This is a genomic window from Edaphosphingomonas laterariae, from assembly GCF_900188165.1.
Lineage (GTDB): Bacteria > Pseudomonadota > Alphaproteobacteria > Sphingomonadales > Sphingomonadaceae > Sphingomonas_E > Sphingomonas_E laterariae.
In genome coordinates this window covers 19472-41994 of the sequence record NZ_FZOS01000024.1, presented here as the reverse complement: position 1 = coordinate 41994, position 22523 = coordinate 19472, and the positions used below count along the sequence as shown (strand labels likewise).

Sequence of the window (22523 nt, the reverse complement as noted above, 5' to 3'; positions counted from 1 at the left end):
TCGGGGCCCGTAACTGGCGTACCCATTTCAAGGAGTGGATCGCGTGAGCGATCGTGATGTGCTGATGAGTATCGAAGAGACCGTCCCCCCGGCCCCCGAAACGCCCGGCCCGACGCCGGGAAAGAGCGAGGCCGAGGCCAAGCCCGGAACCGACTGGTGGGCCGAAGCCAAGGGCGTGTTCTGGCTGGTGCTGGCGGTGCTCGGCTTTCACAGCTTCCTCGCCAAGCCGTTCTACATCCCGTCCGAATCGATGATGCCGACGCTCATCAAGGGCGATCGGCTGGTGGTGACCAAATATCCTTATGGCTGGTCCTACGTGTCGCCCAGCATCACGCGCATTCCGGGTGCGCCGGGCGAATGGCTCGGCCGGCTGACGGGGCAGGATTATCTGTCGATCCCCTTCATCCCCGGCCGCCTGTTCGGCCATCTGCCCGAACGCGGCGACATCGTGATCGCCAAGCCGCCGACGCAATATACCGATTATATCAAGCGCGTGATCGGCCTGCCGGGCGATCGGATCGAACTGCGCAACGGCGTCGTCATCCTCAACGGCGTGCCGGTGAAGCGTGATTTCCTGGCGCCGGCGATGATCCCGATCGACGCCAACATCCCGTGCGATTCCGACGACGTCTATCGCCTGCGCGTGACGGGACCGGACGGGCGCGAATATTGCCAGATGCCGCGCGTGCGCGAAACGCTGCCCAACGGCGTCAGCTACGACACGATCGACCTTGGCCCCGGCGGACGGACCGACGATTATCCGGCGCTGACCATCCCGGCCGGCCATGTCTTCCTGATGGGCGACAATCGCGATCAATCGGCCGACAGCCGCGTCGCTTCGGTCGAAGGCGGGCTCGGCGGGCCGGTGCCGGTCGAAAATCTCGGCGGCAGGGCGGAATTCATAACCTTCTCGCTGGACGGCACCTCGTCCTTCGTGAACCCGATCAGCTGGTTCACCGCCATGCGTGGCGGCCGGGCCGGCACCAGCCTGCGGCCCGAAAAGGCGGCACAACCCAGCGAATAAACGAGGCGGCCGGATGAGCGATCCCGCAGATTTTGCGCCGGAACAACCCGGCCCCTCCGACTTCCGCGATCCGACGACGGCGCGCGAGCTGAAACGCGCCGCCGTCTGGCTAGGCCTCGGCGTCGCCATCATCCTCGTCTGGTTCCTCGCCCAGCCGCTGCTCCTGATCGTCGCGGGCCTCGTCTTCGCCTCGATGCTCGATGGCGGCACAAGGCTGCTCGGCCGCGTGCTGCCGATCGGGCGCGGCTGGCGGCTGGCGATCGTTTGCCTGGCCACCATGTCGTTCCTCGTCTGGACCGTCTATTTCGCCGGCGCGTCGATCGCCGCCCAGTTCGAAACGCTGCAAAGCGTGGTCACCACCCAGTTCCACCACATCACCGAATGGGCCCATTCGATGGGCATGCTGCCGCACAACGGCGCCGCCATCCGCGATCAGATGCTGGGATCGATCGGGCAGGTCACCATGGCCGTCGGCTCCGCCTTGGGCGCGATCTCCAGCCTGGCGATGATCGTCGTCATCGGCATCTTCGTGGCGATCGAACCCCGCCTCTACGAACGCGGCGTCGCCTGGATGCTGCCGATGTCCAAACGCCGCGAATTCTACCAGACGTCGGCCGAACTCGGCTCCACCATCCGCCGGCTGATGGCCGGCCGCCTGCTCGGCATGGCGGTGGAAGGCGTCGGCACCTGGATTTTGCTGATGGTCGGCGGCGTGCCGATGGCGGCACTGCTCGGCATCCTCACCGGCCTCCTTGCCTTCCTGCCCAATATCGGCGCGATCATCTCCGGCGTGCTGCTGGTGCTGGTCGGCTTTTCCGCCGGCGTGGAACAGGGCCTGTGGGCGATCGGCGTCTATCTCGTCGTCCAGATCGTCGATGGCTATGTGATCGTGCCGATGGTCGCCAAGCGATCGGTCGATCTCGCCCCGGCGCTGGTGCTCGGCGCGCAGATCCTGTTCGGCGCACTGTTCGGCATTCTCGGCCTCGCGCTGGCCGATCCGATCGTCGCGATGATCAAGGTGCTGCTCGAGGAAAGCTCCGAAAACAATGCCGAGGAAGCCGGCCTCGGCGCCTCGCCGATCCTGCGCCCGAACTGATCGGGCGCGCGGCCGGGGCCGTGCAAGCCCCCCTTGCCTGCCCTGACCCGGCCTGCGCTGGCCCGGCCTACCGCACCCCAACACCGCATCGAACAACTCTAGCGGACGCCGCCGGCGTCCACGCGCACGGATCGGAGCCTCGCCGCTCCCCGCGCCATGCACGGATGGCCGGCAGGCGCCATCCCGCTGGTGCCCGCACAAAGAAAAGGGGCGCCGCGGCAAGCTGCCGGGCGCCCCTTTTTCTCAACCCTCTGTCCGGTCGGCGTTACATGCCCTCGGTCGGCGGGGGCACGACGCCGCCATGGGGATCACCGCCGCCCATGCCGCCCATCATGCCCTGCATCGCGTTCATCGCGCCGGGCTGGATCGCCACCAGCTCGAGATCGAACTGCAACACGGCATTCGGCGGAATCTCGCCATTCTGGCCCGCGCCCTGTTCGCCATAGCCAAGGTTCGGCGGCATCCAGAAGCGGTACTTGGCGCCCTGCTTCATCAGCTGGATGCCTTCGCTCCAGCCGGGGATCAGGCCGACAACCGGCAGCGTAGCCGGGCCGCCATGGCGCGCCGACGCGTCGAAGGTGACGCCGGTCTTGGCGAGCTTGCCTTCGTAATTGACGACGGTCAGGTCGGCGGGCGTCGGCTTGGCGCCGTCACCTTCCTTCAGAACCTCATATTGCAGGCCCGAAGCGGTGGTGACCACGCCCGAACGCTTGCCATTTTCGGCAAGGAACTCTTCGGGCGTCTGCGCCGCGACGATCGCCGACTTGGTGGTCGACCAGGCGACGGCAATGCCGGCGGCCGCCAGCAGGCCGATTCCGACCCAGAGCTTGACGAGCGAGCCCTTCTTGATCGGACGCAGCGGAACGGCGGTCACGGACATAAGGTACTCGCTCTGTCAGAAAGATCGGGAATCGTCATTGGCCCGCCACAGCGGGCCCGCACGCAGCTTACTTGACGCCGTCGCGCTCGGCGCGCTTGCGTTCCAGCTTGCGGGCGCGACGGATCGCCGCGGCGCGCTCACGCGCACGCTTTTCCGACGGCTTCTCGTAGTGACGGCGAAGCTTCATCTCGCGATAGACGCCTTCACGCTGCAGCTTCTTCTTGAGCGCCCGCAGCGCCTGGTCGACATTATTGTCGCGAACGATGATTTGCATAAGGCCGTCGATCTCCAGTCTTCGCTTCCAGCGGAGGGTCTCGGACCTCCCGATGAACATGAATAGGGTTCGCCGCGAACCCATGGGCCCGCGTCGCAAGGCGTGCGCCCTAGCAGCGGGGGGGTGATTCTTCAACCCGAAAAGGCGAGGCCTGTTCCACCGCGCCCTGCAAGCCAATGCTCGACAGCCGATCCGGGGGGCGGCACTATACTGACAAAATTGTCAGGAGAGACGCCATGGCCACCGCACAGCCCCTTCCCGGCGGCATAAGCGAAGCCGAATGGGCCGCACGCCAGCAGCTTGCCGCCTGCTATCGCGTGTTCGATCATCTCGGCTGGACCGAACTGATCTTCAACCACATCACGCTGCGCGTGCCGGGCGAGGACGGGGCCTTCCTGATCAACCCCTTCGGCCTTCATTTCAGCGAGGTCACGGCATCCAGCCTCGTCAAGATCGACATCGACGGCCAGATCCTTTCCGACTCGCAATGGGGGGTGAATCTCGCCGGGTTCGTCCAGCACGCCGCCTTCCATCGCCACCTGCCCGACGCGCATTGCGTGATGCACACGCACACCACCGCCGGCATGGCCGTTGCCTGTCTGGAAGGCGGGCTTTCGATCAGCAATTTCTACGCCGGGCAGGTGGCGGGCCAGATCGCCTATCATGATTTCGAGGGAATCACCGTCCGCGACGACGAAGCCCCCCGGCTGATCGCGAATCTGGGCGACAAGCGGCTGATGATCCTGCGCAACCACGGCCTGCTCTCGATGGGGCCGACGCTGCCGATCGCCTTCCTCCGGCTCTGGGCGCTCGAACGCGCCTGCCAGATCCAGATGGCATCCGCGCCGATGGGCCAACTGCGCGAGATACCGGCGGACGTGCTGATCGCCCACCAGCGCGACGAAGCCAAGCTCGTCCGCCCCGGCATGCCCGGCGAGGCGGAGTTCAACGCGCTGGTCCGCCTGGTCGATCGCAAGGATCCGAGCTGGCGGGACTGACGCAGCCCGCCCGGGGCGGCCGCCCCGCCCAACGCCGCCATTGCGCGGTGGCCGACATCGGCTAATCTCCGCCAGGTACAGGGGGTTGGGGCTTGGCGTCAGGGGCAAACGCAGGCGGCATGATGAACGAGGCGGATTTTTCCGCCGCGCATGATCGTCTGCGCGCCGATCCCGCCATCCAGTTCGACATGCCGGCGATCACGCCGCCCGATCCGCCGCCCGAATGGCTGATCCGCCTGCTCAAGGCGACCGGGCCCTATGCCGAATATATCGCCTGGGGCCTGCTGATCCTGGCGGGTACGGCGCTGCTCTATCTGATCGCGCGCCACCTGCTCGCCAACGGCCTGCCGTTCGCGCGGCGCGGCAAAATGGAAGCCGAAGCCGCCGAGCCCGAATGGCGCCCGGAAGCCGGCCCCGCGCGCCAGCTGCTTGCCGAGGCCGACGCGCTCGCCGCCGCCGGGCGTTATGCCGCCGCCGTCCACCTCCTCCTCCAGCGCAGCATCGAGGAGATCGAGCGCCGGCGCCCGCACCTGATCCGCCCCGCCTTCACCAGCCGCGACATCGCCGCCGCCAATGGCCTGCCCGGGCAGACGCGGCGCGTGTTCGCCGGCATCGCCGCGATCGTCGAGGCGAGCCTGTTCGGCGGCCGCGAGGTGGATGCGGCCGGCTGGCAGAAGGCGCGCGCCGCTTATGAGGATTTCGCGCTGCCGCAGGTCTGGCGATGAGCGCGGACGGCCACAACGCATCGCCCTTTTCGCCGCGCACGATGCTGTGGGTGGCGGCGGCCGGCATCCTGGCCTTCGCCGCCCTGTTGCTACTCGGCACCTATGCGCCCGATCTGCGCAACGGCCGCAATGGCGGCGCCCATGCGCTGTCCACGTCGGCCGTCGGCTTCCGGGGGATTGCCGATTATATCGATGATCTGCCGTGGGACATCGCATCCTATTTCGTCCGGCAGGATGACCAATGGGGCGATGTCGCCCTGCTTGTCCTGACCCCGGAAGCCGGGACCGACCCTGCCGAAATCGAAAAACGGCTGAAGGCGCGGGGCGAATCCGCCACGCTGATCGTGCTGCCGAAATGGCGGGTCGCGCCGCTGCCGGACAAAACGGCATGGGTGCAGAATGGCGGCCCATTGCCCACCTTCGCGATCGAACAGCTGGTCCGTCAGGTTCCCAATGTCGCGATCACGCGCAGCGCCGGCGGACAGTTGCGCGCGGCGGGCGAATTTCCCGCCGAAGGCGTCACGGGGGCGCCGGCCCAGTTGCAGACGATTTCGGGGCGCAACATCCGGCCGCTGATCGTTGATGGCGAAGGGCGCGCGGTGCTCGCCGAGATTGGCGATCGCGAGCTTTACATCCTCGCCGATCCCGATCTGCTCAACAATCAGGGCATGCGCAGCGCGGAAACCGCCCGCGCCGCGATCGCGATGCTCAACTGGCTCAACTCCACGGGTGCGGAGACGATCGACTTCGATCTCACCCTCAACGGCTTCGGCCGTTCGCCCAGCCTGCTGAAGCTCGCGTTCGAGCCGCCCTTCCTCGCGCTCACCATCGCGCTTCTCGGCGCCGCGCTGCTCGCCGGCATCCAGGCGATCTTCCGCTTCGGCCCGCCCGCCGGCGAGGTGCGCGAAATCGCCTTCGGCAAGCGCGCGCTGGTCGACAACAGCGCCGCCCTGCTCAAGCTCGCTCGGCGCGAACATAGGACCGGCGATCGCTATGCCGCGCTCACCCGCGATGCCGTGGCGCAGGCGACGGGCGCGCCGGCCCATGCCGACGATGCCGCGCTCGACGCCTATCTCGATCGGCTGGCATCGCCCCGATTTACCGAACTCGCCGCCGCCGCGCGCGATGCCGCCGATCCCGGCGCGCTCACCACCGCCGCGCGGGCGCTCTATCGCTGGAGAAGGGACGTGATCCGTGAAGGTTGAAGAGGTCAAGGCGCTCGCGGACGAGATTCGCGGCGAAATCGGCAAGGCCGTCGTCGGCCAGCAGGAAACCGTGGAGCTGATGCTCGTCGCGCTCTTCGCCTCGGGCCACATCCTGCTCGAAGGCCCGCCGGGCACCGCCAAGACCTTCCTCGCCCAATGTTTCGCACGCGCGATCGGCGTGGATTTCGGCCGCATCCAGTTCACGCCCGATCTGATGCCCGGCGATATCCTTGGCGCCAATCTGTTCAACTTCCAGACCAGCGCCTTCACGCTCACGCGCGGGCCAATCTTCACCGATCTCCTGCTCGCCGACGAAATCAACCGCACCCCGCCCAAGACGCAGGCCGCCCTGCTGGAAGCGATGCAGGAACGCACCGTCACCATCGACGGCGAAACCATGCCGCTCGGCAACCGCTTCATGGTGGTGGCGACGCAAAACCCGATCGAACAGCAGGGCGTCTATCCGCTGCCCGAAGCCCAGCTCGATCGTTTCCTGTTCAAGCAGACGGTGGATTATCCCGCCGCCGACGAGGAGCGGAAGATCATCGCCACGCATGGCGCCCGCTTCGGCGCGCCCCGCCCCGATGACTGGGGGATCGCACCGCGTGCCGATGCCGCGCGGATCGACGCGGCGATCGCCGCCGTGTCGGAAGTCCGGCTGGTGGACGAGGTGATCGACTATATCGTCGCGCTGATCCGCGCGACCCGCAACGTCGCCGATCTCGAAAGCGGCGCATCGCCCCGCGCCGGCGCGATGCTGGCGGCGGCGGCCCGCGCCCGCGCGGCGCTCGACGGCCGCGATTTCGTGATTCCCGATGATGTGAAGGCGCTGGCGCCGGCTGTGCTGCGCCACCGCGTCATCCTGTCGCCCGCCGCCGAAATCGACGGTCGCCAGGTCGAAAGCGTCGTCGCGGACATCATCGAGCGGATCGAGGCGCCGCGTTGATCTACCCTACCAGCCGCGCGATCTGGCTGGCGGCCGCGGGTGCGCCCGCGGCACTGGTGCTCGGCGTGCTGGTGCCCGGCTATTGGTATGTCGGCATCGGCTGGACGCTGTTCGTCTTCGCCCTCGTCGCGATCGACGCGGTCACCGGCGCATGGCCGAACGAGCCGCAGGCGATGATCGCCATCGCCAACAGCTGCGGGGTCGGCCACGAACTGCCGGCGACGATCGGCCTGCGCTTCCCCGGCGCCGCGCCACGCCACGCCGAAGCGATCCTCGAACTGCCCGAACTGCTCACCGCGCCATCCGGCGCGCGGGCCGGCATCGCCATCGCCGCCGGCCAGGGTGGCGCAACGCTGCCCCTGGTCGCAGCCCGGCGCGGCGTGGCGAAGCTCGGCGGGCTGTGGCTGCGCTGGACCGGGCCGATGGGCCTTGCCTGGAAGCAGCGGTGCGATCCGCAGGATGCACGCGTCATCGTCACGCCCGATATCCGCCCGGTGCGCGAACGCGGCGCACACCTGTTCCTGCGCAGCGCGATGCACGGCCTGATCGCCCAACTCGATCGCGGCGACGGCGCCGAGTTCGAATCGCTGGCCGATTTCGAACCCGGCATGGATCGCCGCGCGATCGACTGGAAGCAATCCGCCCGCCACGCCAGGCTGCTGGCCAAGGAATTCCGCACCGAACGGAACAATCATGTGGTGTTCGCGCTCGATGCCGGCCGAACGATGTGCGAGCCGCTGGATGGCGTGCCGCGCATCGACCGCGCGATTTCGGCCGCCTTGCTGTCGGCTTATGTCGCGCTCAAGCTCGGGGATCGGGTCAGCCTGTTCGGGTTCGACGCGCGCCCGCGCATTGCCAGCGGATCGGTATCGGGCGCGCGCGCCTTCGGCCTGATCCAGCGCCTTGCCGCCGAGCTCGATTATTCGACGGAAGAAACCAATTACACGCTCGCCCTCACCACATTGGGCGGCCGCCTCAACCGCCGTTCGCTGATCGTCGTCTTCACCGAATTTTCCGATCCGACCAGCGCGGAGCTGATGTTGCGCGCCGCCACCCGCCTGCTCGATCGCCATCTCGTGCTGTTCGTCGTCCTCGACGATCAGGAATTGACCGACATCGCCGCCGCCCCGCCCGAATCCGCCGACGATGTGAGCCGCGCCGTCACCGCCGCCGAACTGCTGCGCGAACGCCGCATCGTCGTCACCCGCCTGCGCCACGCTGGCTTCCATGTGCTGGAAAGCCCGCACAACCGCGTCGGGCTGAAACTGGTGGCATTTTATATCGATCTCAAGCGGCGGAACCTGCTGTGATCGGCGCCGCGCCACCCACCGCCGCCCAAGGCGATCCCGCCGCCACCGCGCGCCGTTTCCGCGAGGCGCATGAGGCCGATTGGCGACGGCTCGACGCCGTCCTCGGCCGGGCCGAGCGGGGGTCGCTGCGCTCGCTCGACACCGACGAGCTGATGGCGCTGCCCGTGCTCTATCGCCAGGCCTTGTCCTCGCTGTCGGTGGCGCGCGAAACGTCGCTCGATCGCGCGCTGGTCGATTATCTCGAAAGCCTGTGCGCCCGCGCCTATTTCTTTCTTTATGGCGTGCGCACGCCCGCGCGCACGCGGCTTGCCCAATTCTTCCGGCATGACTGGCCGGCCGCCGTCCGCGCGCTGTGGCCCGAAACCCTCGCCGCGCTCCTCCTCACCATCGCCGGCGCGATCGCGGCTTTCGTGCTGGTCAGCCATGATGCGAGCTGGTTCTTCTCGATCATCCCGCAGGATCTCGCCAATGGCCGCGATCCCACGGCTTCGGCGGCGCAGCTCAGGGAAACGCTCTATGGCAATGGCGACAAGGATGGGCTCAGCATCTTCGCCACCTTCCTGTTCACCCATAATGCGCAGGTCGCGATCTTCGCTTTCGCGCTGGGCTTCGCCTTCGCCCTGCCCTCGGCGCTGCTGATCGTCTTCAATGGCTGCATGCTCGGCGCCTTCTTCGCGCTGTTCGTGCCGCACGGGCTGGGCGTGGGGCTGGGCGGCTGGCTTGCCATCCACGGCACCACCGAAATCCTCGCCATCCTGCTCGCCGGTGCGGCGGGGATGCGGATCGGCCGCGCGGTCGCCTTTCCCGGCGCCAGCAGCCGGCTGCGCGCCGCCGCCGATGCCGGCCGCGCATCCGCCACGGTGATGGCCGGCGTCGTCATCATGCTGATGGTGGCCGGCATCCTCGAAGGCATTGGCCGCCAGCGGATCGACGCGGATGGGCTGCGCTATGCCGTCGGCGGCGGCGCGCTGATCCTCTGGCTGCTCTATTTCTACTCGCCGCGCGGGGGGCGGAACGATGACTGATCAGGGCGACGCCACCCTTCGCCGCCGCTTCATCACGCCCGAAGGCGTCGATCTCGGCCTCACGCTCGCCACCGCCGGCGAACGCGCGGCCGCCTTCATGGTCGATGCCGCGATCATCGTCGGCGGCCTGATCGCCGCCACGATCGCGCTGCTGATCGTCGGCGCCTGGTTCGGCGGGCAGACCGGCCAGCTCGCCATCATCCTCTGGCTGATCGGCTTCTTCATCGCCCGCAACGGCTATTTCATCCTGTTCGAAATGGGCGCGCGCGGCGCCACGCCCGGCAAGCGCCGCGCGGGCCTGCGCGTCGTCGCCCGCAATGGCGGGCGGCTGACCGGCGATGCGGTGATCGCGCGCAACCTGATGCGGGAGATCGAGGTCTATCTGCCGCTCTCCTTCCTCACCTACCAGACCAGCCAGGGGCTGGCCGATGCCGCCACCGCGCTGTTCGGGCTGGGGTGGAGCGGCATCTTCCTGTTCTTCCCGCTGATGAACCGCGATCGGCTGCGCGTCGGCGATCTGCTGGCCGGCACCTGGGTGGTCCACGCGCCCCGGACCGAGCTGGATCTCGACCTTATCGGCCGCGAGGCGCGCAGCCGCGCAGGCCCGGCCTATCATTTCACCGATGCCCAGCTCGACGCTTATGGCGTCTATGAACTGCAGACGCTGGAAGATGTGATCCGGCGAGGCGAATGGGCGACGATGCAGACGGTTGCGGAAACGATCCGCACGAAGATCGGGTGGGATGGCCCGGCGGGCGACGTGGAATTCCTCCACGCTTATTATGCCGCGTTGCGCCTGAAGCTGGAACGCGGCCTGCTGTTCGGCCGGCGGCGCGTCGACAAGTTCGACAAAAAATAGGGCGAGCCTTTCGGCCCGCCCCCTTGTCCCGGATATCTGGAAGGCTCAGGCCTTGCGCGTGCCGGACATCGGCGCGACGCCGAACGCGCCGAGCTTCACTTCGCCCTTCAGCGTGTCGCCATCCACAGTCGCCGTGGCGTCCATCACCATCGCCATCGGCACCTTGAGCTCCATCTTCCAGCTCAGCGTATCGCCATCAACCTTGCCGTCGATCACGTCGAGCGTCCCCATCGGCCCGGCATTGCTGCCGGTGAAGCTGTCGCCGTTGCTGACCACGGTGAACACCGATTTCTGCTCGCCCATCGGCGTCTTGGTCACGCAATCCCACTGGCCGTCGACATTCGCCATGATCATTCCTCCCGGCTGTTCCATTTCGTCCCGATCGCCTTTGCGCGGCGACCGGGGCATGGTGATGGGCATGAAGGCACTTGACGTTCACGTCAAGCATCTCCCGCCACCCGACGATCAGGAACCCGGCTTGGCGTCCTCGATCGGCAGGCCGATGCCCTGATCCTTCAGCTTTTCAAGCTGCGGGCGCACCTTGGCGGCATCGCCCACCACCACCCAGATCAGATCGTCGGGGCGGATCGCGGCGCGCGCGGCCTTGTCCATGTCGGCGGCGGTGATCGCGCGATAGCGATCGGCCAACCGCGTATAATAATCGTCCGGCCGGCCGAAGGCGTCGATCGACATCAGCCCGCCCAACAGGTCGCTGCTCGTTTCGAACGATCCGGGCAGCGAGCGGATCTGGTTGTTGATCGTCCGCTCATGTTCTTCCGCGTCGACGCCCTTGGTGGTCAGGAAGGTCTTCACATCGCCGATCGCCGCCGCGATCGAATCGCCGGTGCGGTCGGTCTGCACCGGGGCGATCAGGTAGAGCGGCATGGTATCGCGCACCATCGGCGCCGAGGTGAAGGCGCCATAGGCCCACCCCTTGTCCTCGCGCAGATCCATGTTGAGCCGCGACAGGAAGCTGCCGCCCACCACCTCGTTCGCGGCGGAGAAGGTCAGGGGATCGTCGACGCCTTTGAACGGCAGCAGCTGGCCCGCCATGATATAGGATTGCGGGCTTTGCGGCCGATCGATCAGCACGATGCGCGGCGGCCGGGCCATGCGGTCCATCCGGAACAGCTTGGCACCCTTGGCCACATTGGCGGTGGGCTGCCACTGGCCGAAACGGGCTTCCAGCAGCGGCTTGATCTCGGCCAGCGTGGTATCGCCGGCGACGAAGATCTTGCCATTGTCGGGCCGCAGCCAGGCATTGTGGAACGCGAACAGATCGTCGCGCGTCACGGCCTTCACGCCCGCCTCGGTGCCGCTGCCCGAAAGCGGCACGCCATAAGGATGGACCTTGCCATAGAGCAGTTCGGGAAGCGCGCGCCGGGCAATGCCGCGCGGCTGCGTGTTTTCCGCCGCGATCGACGTCACCAGTTGCGCGCGCAGGCGCTCCACCTCGGCCGGATCGAAGGCCGGGTTCCTGACGACATCGGCCAGCAGGTCGAGCGACGGTGCCAGATTGGGCTTGAGCGCGAACAGCGTCACGCTGGTCCGATCCATATTGGCGCTGGTGCCGATCGCCGCGCCCAGCCGCTCCTGCTCCTCGGCGATCTGGATCGAGTTGCGCGTCTTGGTGCCTTCGTCGAGCAGCGACAGCATCAGCGCCTGCGTGCCCAGCTTCGCCTTTGGATCGGCGGCATTGCCCGCATCGAACGAGAGCGCGATGCGCACCGTCGGCACCGTCGTCCGCCGCGCCAGCACCACCTGCATCCCGTTGGACAGGGTGGCCCGTTCGATCGCCGGGAACTCGAGGTCACCGATCGGCTGGACCTCGGGGAATTTGCTGCGATCGACGGCCGCGCCCGATGCCGCCACCGTGGCCGCGCCGCCTTCGGCCTTGGGATCGCGATAATAACGCGGCGCGCTGCGGATGCCGCCGGCAATCGCCACGTCCGCCTCGCTGCGTTCGCCCGGCTCCACCGTCAGGCGATAGGCCGGCCGCGTCAGCCACTTCGCCATCGCCGCCTTCACCGCCGCCGGGGTCACCGCCGCGATCTCGGCCAGATCCTTCTTATATTTGGCCGGATCGTTCGAATAGACCGCGCCCTCGGCCAGCGTCACCGCCTTGCCGCCAAAGCCGCCGACCGATTCAAGCCCGCCGATCACGCCGGAAACCTGCCGGGTCGCCGCGCGCTTCACCTCGTCCTCGGTCGGCCCGTTGCGGATATAATCGGCGACCAGCGCGTCGAGCTTGTCGGCCACCAGCTTCGGATCGACGCCGGGCTTCACGTTCGCCGTGATCTCGACGATCGACATCTTCTCGAATTCCTGCACGCCGGCCGAAATGCTGACGGCGGTCTTGTCCTGCCGCACCAGCGCATTATCGAGCCGCGACGAGGCCAGCCCGCCGAGCACCGCCATGCCGACGTCAAGCTTCGTCGTGTCCGGATCGTTCAGGCCCGGCACCGCCCAGCTGCGCATGATCCGCGTCGTCGCAACGCGATCCTTCATCACCTGATCCACCGCCTTCGGCAGCGTCGGGATCGTCACCTGCGGGCGCGTCGTTTCCGGCCCGCGCGGGATCGCCCCGAACCATTTCTCGACAAGCGGCCTGGCGGACTTGCCGTCAATGTCGCCGGCCAGCACCAGCACCGCATTGTTGGGGCCGTAATGCGCGCGGAACCAGTTCTTCACATCCTCCAGGCTCGCGGCCGAAAGATCCGCCATCGAGCCGATGGTCGAGTGGCGATAAGGGTGGCCTTCGGGGAACAGGGCGGCGAGCTGGGCATATTCCACCAGGCCATAAGGCTCGTTGTCGCCCTGCCTTTTCTCGTTCTGGACGACGCCGATCTGGTTATCGAGCTTGCCCTGGTCGATCGCGCCGAGCAGGTGGCCCATGCGATCCGATTCAAGGAACAGAGCCGTTTCCAGCGCGCCCGTCGGCACCGTCTCGAAATAATTGGTCCGGTCGAACCAGGTGGTGCCGTTCAGATCGGTCGCGCCCACCGCCTCGAGCGGCTTGAAGAAATCCATATTGGCGTTTTCGGACCCGTTGAACATCAGATGTTCGAACAGGTGGGCAAAGCCGGTCTTGCCCTTCGGCTCGTCCTTCGATCCGATATGATACCAGACCGAAACCGCAACGATCGGCGCCTTGCGATCCTCGTGCACGATCACGCGCAGCCCGTTGGCGAGCGTGAATGCCTCATAAGGAATGTCCACCGCCTGGACGAGCGAGGACACGGCCGCCGGTTCCGCCGCATGCAGCGCGACGGGGGCGGAGGTTGCCAGAAGCATTGCGGCAAGAGAGCCGGAGAATAAGCGCAGCATAAGCGGCTTTCCATTAGGGACGGCCGAACGGCCAATGCTGTATCCTAGCCATTCGGTCATTTCGGGCAAGCTACGGGAATCGACCGATGGTCGAGATGCTTCGACGAGCTTATCTGGACGGCGGGATTATTTTCGTTGCGGCTATGGCGCGATCTTGTGTTGCATAATAGCCACACCATATCGGCGAGCGAAAGGGAGGATCCATGAACCTCGAAAAATTCACCGATCGCGCCAAGGGCTTCCTGCAATCGGCCCAGACGGTCGCGATCCGGCTCAGCCACCAGCAGATCACCCCCGATCATATTCTGAAGGCGCTGCTCGAAGACGAGCAGGGCATGGCTGCTGGCCTGATTCGTACGGCCGGCGGTTCGCCCGATGCCGCCACGCGCGAAGTCGATGCCGCGCTTGCCCGCATTCCGGCGGTTTCGGGCAGCGGCGCGCAATCCACGCCCGGCTTTACCAACGATGCCGTGCGCCTGCTCGATCAGGCCGAACAGGTCGCCACCAAGGCGGGTGACAGCTTCGTCACGGTCGAACGGCTGCTGCAGGCGATTTCGCTCGCCACCACCACGGCCGCCGGCAAGGCACTGGCGCAGGCGGGGCTGAAGCCCGAAGCACTCAACCAGGCGATCAACCAGTTGCGCAAGGGCCGCAGCGCCGACACCGCCGGCGCCGAGGATCGTTATGACGCGCTCAAGAAGTTCGCGCGCGATCTCACCGAAGCCGCGCGCGACGGCAAGCTCGATCCGGTCATCGGCCGCGACGAGGAGATTCGCCGCACCATTCAGATCCTCGCGCGGCGCACCAAGAATAATCCGGTGCTGATCGGCGAACCCGGCGTCGGCAAGACGGCGATCGCCGAAGGGCTGGCGCTGCGCATCGCCAATGGCGACGTGCCCGATACGCTGAAGGATCGCACGCTGATGGCGCTCGACATGGGCAGCCTGATCGCCGGCGCCAAATATCGCGGCGAATTCGAGGAGCGGCTGAAGGGCGTGCTCGACGAGGTGCGCCAGGGCGAAGGCGACATCATCCTGTTCATCGACGAGATGCACACGCTGATCGGCGCCGGCAAATCCGAAGGCGCAATGGACGCGTCCAACCTCTTGAAGCCCGCGCTTGCCCGCGGCGAACTGCACTGCATCGGCGCCACCACGCTCGACGAATATCGCAAATATGTGGAGAAGGATCCGGCGCTCCAGCGGCGCTTCCAGCCGGTGTTCGTCGGCGAGCCGACGGTCGAGGACACGATCTCGATCCTGCGTGGGTTGAAGGACCGCTACGAGAGCCATCACAAGGGCGTGCGCATCACCGATGGCGCGATCGTCGCGGCAGCCACTCTCTCCAATCGTTACATCACCGACCGCTTCCTGCCCGACAAGGCCATCGACCTCATGGACGAGGCCGCCTCGCGTCTGCGCATGGAGGCCGAAACCAAGCCTGAGGAGATTGAAACTCTCGATCGCCGCATCATCCAGCTCAAGATCGAGCGCGAGGCGCTGAGGAAAGAGACCGACCAGGCCTCCAAGGATCGACTCGACTCGCTCGAATATGATCTCGCCCAGCTTGAACAGCAGTCGGCGGAGCTCACCACCCGCTGGCAGGCGGAAAAGGAGAAGATCCACGCCGAGGCCAAGATCAAGGAACAGCTCGACGCCGCCCGGCTCGAACTGGATCAGGCGCAGCGCGCGGGCAATCTGGCGCGCGCGGGCGAGCTTTCCTACGGGGTCATCCCGCAGCTCGAAAAGCAGCTCAACGACGCGCAGACCGCGTCGCAGGGCGCGATGCTGCGCGAGGAAGTGACCGCCGAGGATATCGCCTCGGTCGTCTCACGCTGGACCGGCATCCCCGTCGACAAGATGTTGGAGGGCGAGCGCGAGAAGCTCCTCGCCATGGAGGAGATGCTGGGCAAGCGCGTGATCGGCCAGAAGGACGCCGTGTCGGCCGTCGCCCGCGCCGTCCGCCGCAGCCGCGCCGGCCTGCAGGATCCCAACCGCCCGCTCGGCTCCTTCCTGTTCCTCGGCCCGACGGGCGTGGGCAAGACCGAACTGACCAAGGCGCTCGCCGGCTTCCTGTTCGACGATGACAGCGCGATGGTGCGCATCGACATGTCGGAATTCATGGAAAAGCACAGCGTCGCCCGGCTGATCGGCGCACCGCCCGGCTATGTCGGCTATGAGGAAGGCGGCGTGCTGACCGAGGCCGTGCGCCGCCGCCCCTATCAGGTGGTGCTGTTCGACGAGGTCGAGAAAGCCCATGGCGACGTGTTCAACGTGCTCCTGCAGGTGCTCGACGACGGGCGGCTGACCGACGGCCAGGGCCGCACGGTCGATTTCTCGAACACGCTGATCATCCTGACGTCGAACCTCGGCAGCCAGTATCTCACCAATCTTGGCGAGGGCGAGGATGTCGAGTCGGTCGAACCGCAGGTGATGGAGGTTGTCCGCGCCCATTTCCGGCCGGAATTCCTCAATCGGCTGGACGAGATCATCCTGTTCCACCGGCTGGCGCAGGAACATATGGGCGCGATCGTCGACATCCAGGTCGGCCGCGTCCAGAAGCTCCTGAAGGATCGCAAGATCGCGCTGTCGCTTACGGACGCGGCCCGCGCCTGGCTCGGCCGGGTCGGCTATGATCCCGTCTATGGCGCCCGGCCGCTGAAACGCGCGGTGCAGAAATATCTGCAGGATCCGCTCGCCGACGCGATCCTGAAAGGCGAGATCAAGGACGGCGCGCTCGTCACCATCGACGAAGGCGATGGCGCGCTGGCGCTCAAGACCGCCTGAAACGGCCGAGGGCGGGGATCACCCCCGCCCTCGCGTCCTTGCCAACATCACCCCGCGTCAATTGCCGCCGGCGCATCCCGGCCCGCCGGCGCACGACCCCGACCCGCCAACGATATCGGATGCATTGCGCTTGCCGTCCTCGGCCGCGCGCTGCCATTCGGCATTGGTGCGGCAAACCTTGCGCTTGCCGGCCAGGCTGCCGATGATCGGTTCGGATTTGCAGCGGATCGCATTGGGATCACGCTTGTTATCGGTGGCCGACGGCGCCGGCGGGGTTTCCGTGGCGAACGCCGGCTGGGCTGCCGCGATCATAAGCGAAGTCGCAAGCATGGCTCGAAACAACATGCACAAACTCCTGACAAGGTGATTCAGGCACAGCTCCCCCTGACCCGGCAATCGCCTCGATAATAAAATTAAGCCATCATATGGGATTGTCCAGCGACACTACAGCCCCTGTCCCATCGCGGGATTATGGCCGCTCTTGTCCGCCAGCTCGAAGTAACGGCACAGCAGATCGCGCTCCGCTTCGGTCAGGAACGGGTTCCAGACATCGAAGATCAGCACCGCGCGCAGCTCGTCACTGTCGTTCCAGGCCTCATGCTCGATCGTGTCATCGAAGGCCATGGCCTCGCCAAGCCGCCACTGGCGGGTTTCGCCCCCCACGCGCAGGCCGCAGCCATCAGGCACGATCAGCGGCAGATGGATGATGGTGCGGGTGTTGGTGACACCGGTATGCGGCGGGATCCGCGTACGCGGCTTCAGGATGGAAAAGAAGGCGGTCGGTGCCCGCCCCGGAATGCGCGCAAAGGGCGTCGCTTCCAACGCAGCCACGGTATTGGGGCAGAGCGCGCAGGCTTCCTCATTGGCAACGCCATATTCCCACAGGAAATAAGCACCCCAGTCGAGCGAGCCGTCGAGCCCGCTCCACTTGTTCTGCGGCGTGCCCGGGTCCATCGCGACATAAGGCCGCATGCCTCGCGAACGCGCGATCACGCCCTCCAGCTCGGTACGGATCAGATCGGTCTTGGCCTCCAGTTCGGCGAACCAGGGGAAAAGCGCGCGGTCGAAATATTCATGGGCCGGCAGGAACGGGAAATGAACTCCCGCGCATTCGTTGCGGTAAATCTGGCGCCGGCCGAACACATGGTCCAGGCAGGCGTCGAAGCGCCGCGTAGCCCCTTCGGGCAACGCGGCTTTCGCGGTGGCCATGCCGCCATCGATTTCCGAAGCGAATGCGTCCGTCTGCTTGATGACGAAAGCGCGCGCGCGATCGAGCGCCTCGCCCAGGGCCGGTGGCATCGGGTCGATCGCCGTCGCCAGGCTGAGCACCGCCTGCCAGGCCGGCACGGCCTGCGCATGTTCGCCCAGTCGCTCGTGCAGTTCGGCCTTGCGCAGCCTTGCCATGAAATGCCGCTGATCCACCGCCAGCACCTGATCGATGCTCGCGCGCTCGCCCTCATCGTCGCCGGTTTCGCGTTGCGCCCGCGCCAGGTTCATCCACAAGGCCGGCTCGCGCGGATCGGCCTCGGCCGCGCGGCGGAAAAAGCCGATCGCCCCCGCCAGATCGCGGGTCGCAAGGCAGACCATGCCGCGTGCGTTGAGCGCGTGCGGATTATCCGGCGCTTCAACCAGCACGGCATCGATCAACCGCACTTCTTCCACCTGATCGCCGCGCTGCCGCGCGGCCGTCGCGGCCGCCAGCAGGCGCGTCACTTCTTCACCCTGATGTTTCATTGGCCCCCACGGCCCGTTCTCCCCATTCGGAGACGATGTTGACCCTGATGTAAGGAGTAGAGCGAAGCTCTTCGGCGTGCAAGCGAGGCCGCGCAGGCTCGGCGCTTGTGCATCCTTTGCCGGATATGCGATCAACCCGCGTGACCGATTTTGCCTCCCTCATCACCCAGACCGTCCGCGACGCGGCATGGCTGCCCCACCGCTACGATCCCGGCCATGATGCGGTGCATTTCCAGCACGTGCCGCGCGATGTGCATCGCAAGGCGGTTTTCGCGACCGACGAGCATCTTCCCGCCGACGCCGAGAAGCGCGTGCTCCGTCGCGAGGATGTGATCGGCGCCGTGCCCGACGAGGCGCCGATGCACTTCATCTTCCATTCGGCCTTCTGCTGCTCGACCTTGCTGGCGCGCGTGTTCGACCGACCCGGCTGGGCGATGGGGCTGAAGGAACCTGTCATCCTCAACGATCTGGTCGGCTGGCGGCGGCGCGGCGGCGATCCGCGCACCGTCGCCATGGTGCTCGATCACAGCCTCAGGCTGCTCGGCCGCCCGTTCGATCCGGGGGAAGCGATCGTCATCAAGCCGTCCAACATCGTCAACAGCCTGGCGACCGCGATGCTGGCGATGCGGCCCAGCGCACGCGCGCTGCTGCTCCACGCGCCATTGCCGACCTATCTCACATCCGTCGCCAAAAAGGGCATGCAGGGCCGGCTGTGGGTTCGCGATGGCCTCGTCGGCATGCTGCAAGACGGCAGCATCAGCTTTGGGTTCGATCAGAAAGATTATCTGGGGCAAACCGATTTGCAGGTCGCCGCCATCGGCTGGCTTGCCCAGCACGCCATCTTTGCCGGTCTGATTGCTCGTTTTGGGCCGGATCGGGTGCGCAGCCTCGATAGCGAGACATTGCTGGCACGGCGGGAAGACGCCGTGCGTGCGTTGACCGCACATTATGGCATGCCGCTAACGGAGGCCGACCTGAGCGAACTGGCGCACGGACCCGTATTCCATCGCCATTCCAAGCTAGGCACGGATTTCGCATCCACCGACCGCAACCAAGAATATCGCGATGCAGCTAGCGCGCATGGCGACGAGATCGACAAGGTGGTCAGGTGGGCGATGGCTGTGGCCGAAAGCGCGGGCGTGCCCATGGTGCTGGACAGCCCTCTCGTCGCCTGATCCCTGCGGGGATCGACCGTCTAACACAACGCAAACAAAAAAGGGTGGGCCCGAAAGCCCACCCCCAATTTTTCTGGTGTTCGTGTCGCTTAGAAGCGGACGCGGCCACCGATCGAGAAGCGACGGCCCAGCGCGTCGTAGGTCGACGGATAGGTGTTGCCGCTGTTGTAAGTCGTCGAACCGATCGTGTTGCCAACGACCGGCGGCTTCTTGTCGAACAGGTTGGTGATGGTCAGCGTCACGTCGAAATTGTCCGTGAGCGTGAAACGCGTAGCGAGATCGAAGTAATCATACGCCTTGATACGGCGATAATCTTCGAGAACCGACTCATCCGAGCCGCCATCATCAATGATCTGCTGCGGTTCGAACTTCATGCTGTCGATATGGCGCCACGCCAGCGAGACATCAACGTCATCGAAGGAGAAGGTGGTGCGCATGTTCCAGCTGAATTCCGGCTGAAGCGAAGCACAGTTGACCGAATAATAGCCAACACATTCACGATTGAGCGAGCCCGGCTGCGAACGGAACTTCGAGCTGTTCGTCCAGTTGCCATTGAACGTCAGGTTCAACATGGCGAAATCGAACTCGTGACGATAGTTCCAGGTCAGGTCGATACCATCGGTCGCCAGCGTACCGAGGTTCGACAGGTTCGCCAGGAAGCCCGGCGTCGTCGACGGATCGCCGCTGAGCTGACCGGTCGCCGGATCACGACGGATGGCAAGGCAGGCCGGGTCGGTCGCCGAAGCACCCGTGATCGAGTCGAAGCAGGCCGAATAGAGATCGCCCGGCGTCGGCTGCGTGATCGCGTCCTTGATCTTGATGTTATAATAATCAAGCGTCATCGAGAAGCCGGGCAGGAAGGTCGGCTGGAACACCGCGCCGATCACGTAGCTGTTCGCCTTTTCCGGCTTCAGATTCAGGTTGCCGCCCGTCGTGATATTCGCCTGGCCGGCCGTCGGCGGTTCGATCGTGCCGATCTGACCCAGCGGAGCGCCCTGCGCAAGGCAGACTGCCTGCAGATTGGCATCGGCAAGCGGAGCGGTACCCGCGCAAGCGTCCACGCCCTGGTTCGTCAGCTGCGTCGAAACCGGGGTAAAGAGCTCGGCGATGTTGGGAGCACGAACCGAGCGCTGGTACATACCGCGAATCTTGATCGATTCGACGGGTTCCCAGGTACCGCCGGCCTTCCAGGTCGTCGTGTTGTAGCTCGGCGAGTTCGGAGCATCGACGCTGTAGCTCGAGTAGCGGATACCCGCTTCAAGCTGCAGGCTATGGAAGAAGGGCTTGTCGCTCACCAGCGGCGCGATCAATTCGCCATAGGCTTCATAGACGTTGTAAGCGCCATTGATGTTCGGCGCCGCACCGCCCGCACCGCCGAGTTCACCCGGCGTCTGCGCGAGAATGTCAGATTCGCGCGTGGCGGTATATTCGCGATACTCGCCGCCGATTGCGAACTGGATCGGATCTTCGGCGAAGGGGCTCGCAACGCCGATGTCGCCGTTCACGAGCGCACGGAACTGCGCAAGCGTCGTGCGGACGGCAACCGTCGAATTGCCGGTCAGGTACGGGATTTGATCAGCAGTGATGCTGCCATCCGGACCGAAGACATTGACCGGAACGCAACCAGCATTCTCGCTCAGGCAGGTCGTGGTGTTGGTGGCGAGCAGGGCATCGCGCAGACGCGAAGCCAGCACGTAGCCGCGCTGCGTCTGAACATTTTCGCTCTCACCATACGACCCAGCGATATCGAACCCGATCGAATCGGTGATGTCGCCGCGGATACCGGCACGATAATCGAAGATCGTCGTCACATAATCGCTGATGCGAGGACCGACTTCGGTCGTGCGACGGAACAGCGCCGTCGTGAAGGTGTCGTAGTTCCCATCGGTCGGATCCGTCGCCAGCGCCGCCGCATCGCACTGGGCGGTGCTCAGGCCGTTCGCTGCGCAGAACTGGGCACGCGCCGCCGCCGGCAGATACGGATTGCTGTACGGAATCTCGACGGGCGTACCGAAGGCGCCCGACGGCGCGATGATCGTCGACACCGTGTTCTTCGAGAACAGGCCCCGCGTGTAGAGCTCGATGCCGTCGCTAACTTCGTAGCTTGCCTGGCCGAACATGTTGAAACGCTCGAACGGCGTCTGGAACACGTTGTACGGGTTGAAGTTGAACGTGGCGTAGGTCGGAACCAACGAACCGGTCGTCGGGTCGATCTGGAGCGTACCGCCGCCGGGCACCGACATGCGCGAAGGCACGGTGGTGCCGGAACCTTCGATATTGCCGGTGTACGAGTTGATGCTGTTGATCGAGAAGTCGCGCTGGTTCTGGTAGACCGCGTCCGACTGCTGGTAACCGACGCTGAACACCGCGTTGCCGCGGCCGTCGTCGAAATTGCCGCCAATCGTCAGGTCGGCGCGGAAAACGTTGCCGTCGCCCTGGCCGGTAATCTGGTTGGTAACGTTCAGCTCAATGCCGGCGAAGTCCTTCTTCGTGACGAAGTTGACGACGCCCGAGATCGCGTCGGCGCCATAGGTGGTCGAAGCACCACCGGTCAGCGCGTCCACGCGCTCGACCAGCGCGAGCGGGATGTTGTTAAGGTCGACGCGGCCGAAGATGTCGCCCGGGACGATGCGGGTGCCGTCGAGCAGCACGATGTTGCGGTTCGAGCCGAGGCCGCGAAGGTTGACGAACGAGGCGCCGCCGTTGCCGTTGTTGACGGCCGAGCCGATGCTCGGAACCGCGCCCGGCAGGTCGCGCAGGATTTCTTCGGCCACGTTCGACTGGCGAAGGGCGATTTCTTCCGCGCCGACCACCGAGACCGGGCTGGTCGCGACGATGTTCGGGTTCTTGATGAGCGTGCCGGTGACGACGATCGTGCCGGCATCTTCAGGCGCATCGGCGGCAGCCGTGTCCTGGGCGAAGGCCGGCTGCGCGACGAGCGCGAGGCCGATGACCCCCGAGCTCAGCGCCGACCGGCTGAGAAATTTCTGCGTCTTGGTCACTATCCAGTCCCTTATTCTGGAGTGTGCTGGGCTGCTTTCGCCGCCCCAATCACAACCTTCCGGCAGCCAATGCGCGGCAAACCACGCAGACCCCCCTTCCGGCATGGTTGCGGTTGATGCCGGATGCGCTTTAGCCTTGTAAAGCTGAGGTTCATGT

Annotated in this window: 18 protein-coding genes; 11 read left to right on the top strand and 7 right to left on the bottom strand. The window is 65.9% G+C overall.

From position 1 onward, the window contains the following. Nucleotides 1-64: 64 nt before the first annotated feature. Nucleotides 65-1024 carry a signal peptidase I gene (gene lepB, locus CHB74_RS16555; protein WP_089220729.1) on the top strand — a complete coding sequence of 320 codons (960 nt, stop codon included), beginning with the start codon at nt 65-67 and terminating at the stop codon, nt 1022-1024. 13 nt (nt 1025-1037) lie between these two features. After that, a complete protein-coding gene (locus CHB74_RS16550; RefSeq protein ID WP_089220705.1) occupies nt 1038-2120 on the top strand; it encodes an AI-2E family transporter in 1083 nt (360 codons plus the stop codon). 265 nt (nt 2121-2385) lie between these two features. Here the strand turns inward: CHB74_RS16550 and CHB74_RS16545 are convergent, their stop codons facing one another. Then, nucleotides 2386-3000: an FKBP-type peptidyl-prolyl cis-trans isomerase gene (locus CHB74_RS16545; RefSeq protein ID WP_089220704.1), complete on the bottom strand. Its 615-nt coding sequence runs from the start codon at nt 2998-3000 to the stop codon at nt 2386-2388. 67 nt (nt 3001-3067) lie between these two features. Beyond that, complete coding sequence (rpsU, locus tag CHB74_RS16540) at nt 3068-3274, bottom strand: 30S ribosomal protein S21 (RefSeq protein ID WP_025295445.1); 207 nt, start codon at nt 3272-3274, stop codon at nt 3068-3070. Nucleotides 3275-3510: 236 nt separating this feature from the next. On the opposite strand from rpsU, the gene CHB74_RS16535 reads away from it, so the two are divergent. From CHB74_RS16535 to CHB74_RS16505, 7 genes are all read left to right on the top strand, one after another. Then, complete coding sequence (locus tag CHB74_RS16535; protein WP_089220703.1) at nt 3511-4272, top strand: class II aldolase/adducin family protein; 762 nt, start codon at nt 3511-3513, stop codon at nt 4270-4272. Between the two features lie 122 nt (nt 4273-4394). Further along, a complete protein-coding gene (locus CHB74_RS16530; RefSeq protein WP_089220728.1) occupies nt 4395-4997 on the top strand; it encodes a DUF4129 domain-containing protein in 603 nt (200 codons plus the stop codon). Continuing rightward, nucleotides 4994-6202 carry a DUF4350 domain-containing protein gene (locus CHB74_RS16525; protein ID WP_089220702.1) on the top strand — a complete coding sequence of 403 codons (1209 nt, stop codon included), beginning with the start codon at nt 4994-4996 and terminating at the stop codon, nt 6200-6202. The genes CHB74_RS16530 and CHB74_RS16525 overlap by 4 nt, the downstream gene beginning before the upstream one ends. Beyond that, on the top strand, nt 6192-7148 hold the full coding sequence (locus tag CHB74_RS16520) for an AAA family ATPase (RefSeq protein WP_089220701.1): 957 nt from the start codon (nt 6192-6194) through the stop codon (nt 7146-7148). The genes CHB74_RS16525 and CHB74_RS16520 overlap by 11 nt, the downstream gene beginning before the upstream one ends. After that, on the top strand, nt 7145-8458 hold the full coding sequence (locus CHB74_RS16515) for a DUF58 domain-containing protein (RefSeq protein ID WP_089220700.1): 1314 nt from the start codon (nt 7145-7147) through the stop codon (nt 8456-8458). The genes CHB74_RS16520 and CHB74_RS16515 overlap by 4 nt, the downstream gene beginning before the upstream one ends. After that, nucleotides 8455-9483 carry a stage II sporulation protein M gene (locus CHB74_RS16510; RefSeq protein WP_425442303.1) on the top strand — a complete coding sequence of 343 codons (1029 nt, stop codon included), beginning with the start codon at nt 8455-8457 and terminating at the stop codon, nt 9481-9483. Before CHB74_RS16515 ends, CHB74_RS16510 begins: the two co-directional genes overlap by 4 nt. Further along, entirely contained in the window at nt 9476-10342 is an 867-nt protein-coding gene (locus CHB74_RS16505) for an RDD family protein (RefSeq protein ID WP_089220699.1), read from the top strand. Before CHB74_RS16510 ends, CHB74_RS16505 begins: the two co-directional genes overlap by 8 nt. Before the next feature lie 45 nt (nt 10343-10387). Here CHB74_RS16505 and CHB74_RS16500 read toward each other — a convergent pair whose 3' ends face one another. Together CHB74_RS16500 and CHB74_RS16495 are read right to left on the bottom strand one after the other, a co-directional pair. Continuing rightward, complete coding sequence (locus CHB74_RS16500; RefSeq protein ID WP_089220726.1) at nt 10388-10690, bottom strand: hypothetical protein; 303 nt, start codon at nt 10688-10690, stop codon at nt 10388-10390. Between the two features lie 117 nt (nt 10691-10807). Further along, entirely contained in the window at nt 10808-13669 is a 2862-nt protein-coding gene (locus CHB74_RS16495) for a M16 family metallopeptidase (RefSeq protein WP_089220698.1), read from the bottom strand. Between the two features lie 203 nt (nt 13670-13872). On the opposite strand from CHB74_RS16495, the gene clpB reads away from it, so the two are divergent. Next, a complete protein-coding gene (gene clpB / locus CHB74_RS16490; protein ID WP_089220697.1) occupies nt 13873-16455 on the top strand; it encodes an ATP-dependent chaperone ClpB in 2583 nt (860 codons plus the stop codon). Nucleotides 16456-16512: 57 nt separating this feature from the next. On the opposite strand, the gene CHB74_RS16485 is transcribed toward clpB, so the two are convergent. Together CHB74_RS16485 and CHB74_RS16480 are read right to left on the bottom strand one after the other, a co-directional pair. Next, on the bottom strand, nt 16513-16767 hold the full coding sequence (locus CHB74_RS16485; RefSeq protein WP_218821452.1) for a hypothetical protein: 255 nt from the start codon (nt 16765-16767) through the stop codon (nt 16513-16515). A 132-nt stretch (nt 16768-16899) separates the two neighbouring features. Further along, the gene (locus tag CHB74_RS16480) at nt 16900-18189 is read right to left on the bottom strand and encodes an aspartyl/asparaginyl beta-hydroxylase domain-containing protein (RefSeq protein WP_089220695.1); all 1290 of its coding nucleotides are present in this window, start codon (nt 18187-18189) and stop codon (nt 16900-16902) included. 140 nt (nt 18190-18329) lie between these two features. Here CHB74_RS16480 and CHB74_RS16475 point away from each other — a divergent pair, with 140 nt between their 5' ends. Then, the gene (locus tag CHB74_RS16475) at nt 18330-19364 is read left to right on the top strand and encodes a hypothetical protein (protein ID WP_245842984.1); all 1035 of its coding nucleotides are present in this window, start codon (nt 18330-18332) and stop codon (nt 19362-19364) included. Nucleotides 19365-19453: 89 nt separating this feature from the next. On the opposite strand, the gene CHB74_RS16470 is transcribed toward CHB74_RS16475, so the two are convergent. Beyond that, a complete protein-coding gene (locus tag CHB74_RS16470; protein WP_089220725.1) occupies nt 19454-22369 on the bottom strand; it encodes a TonB-dependent receptor domain-containing protein in 2916 nt (971 codons plus the stop codon). Nucleotides 22370-22523: the final 154 nt, after the last annotated feature.

Coding starts and splice junctions, on each gene's coding strand:
- clpB (WP_089220697.1), top strand. CDS start 13,873: ATGAACCTCGAAAAATTCACCGATCGCGCCAAGGGCTTCCTGCAATCG.
- CHB74_RS16480 (WP_089220695.1), bottom strand. CDS start 18,189: ATGAAACATCAGGGTGAAGAAGTGACGCGCCTGCTGGCGGCCGCGACG.
- CHB74_RS16550 (WP_089220705.1), top strand. CDS start 1,038: ATGAGCGATCCCGCAGATTTTGCGCCGGAACAACCCGGCCCCTCCGAC.
- lepB (WP_089220729.1), top strand. CDS start 65: ATGAGTATCGAAGAGACCGTCCCCCCGGCCCCCGAAACGCCCGGCCCG.
- CHB74_RS16535 (WP_089220703.1), top strand. CDS start 3,511: ATGGCCACCGCACAGCCCCTTCCCGGCGGCATAAGCGAAGCCGAATGG.
- rpsU (WP_025295445.1), bottom strand. CDS start 3,274: ATGCAAATCATCGTTCGCGACAATAATGTCGACCAGGCGCTGCGGGCG.
- CHB74_RS16525 (WP_089220702.1), top strand. CDS start 4,994: ATGAGCGCGGACGGCCACAACGCATCGCCCTTTTCGCCGCGCACGATG.
- CHB74_RS16485 (WP_218821452.1), bottom strand. CDS start 16,767: ATGATCGCGGCAGCCCAGCCGGCGTTCGCCACGGAAACCCCGCCGGCG.
- CHB74_RS16500 (WP_089220726.1), bottom strand. CDS start 10,690: ATGGCGAATGTCGACGGCCAGTGGGATTGCGTGACCAAGACGCCGATG.
- CHB74_RS16495 (WP_089220698.1), bottom strand. CDS start 13,669: ATGCTGCGCTTATTCTCCGGCTCTCTTGCCGCAATGCTTCTGGCAACC.
- CHB74_RS16545 (WP_089220704.1), bottom strand. CDS start 3,000: ATGTCCGTGACCGCCGTTCCGCTGCGTCCGATCAAGAAGGGCTCGCTC.
- CHB74_RS16505 (WP_089220699.1), top strand. CDS start 9,476: ATGACTGATCAGGGCGACGCCACCCTTCGCCGCCGCTTCATCACGCCC.
- CHB74_RS16530 (WP_089220728.1), top strand. CDS start 4,395: ATGAACGAGGCGGATTTTTCCGCCGCGCATGATCGTCTGCGCGCCGAT.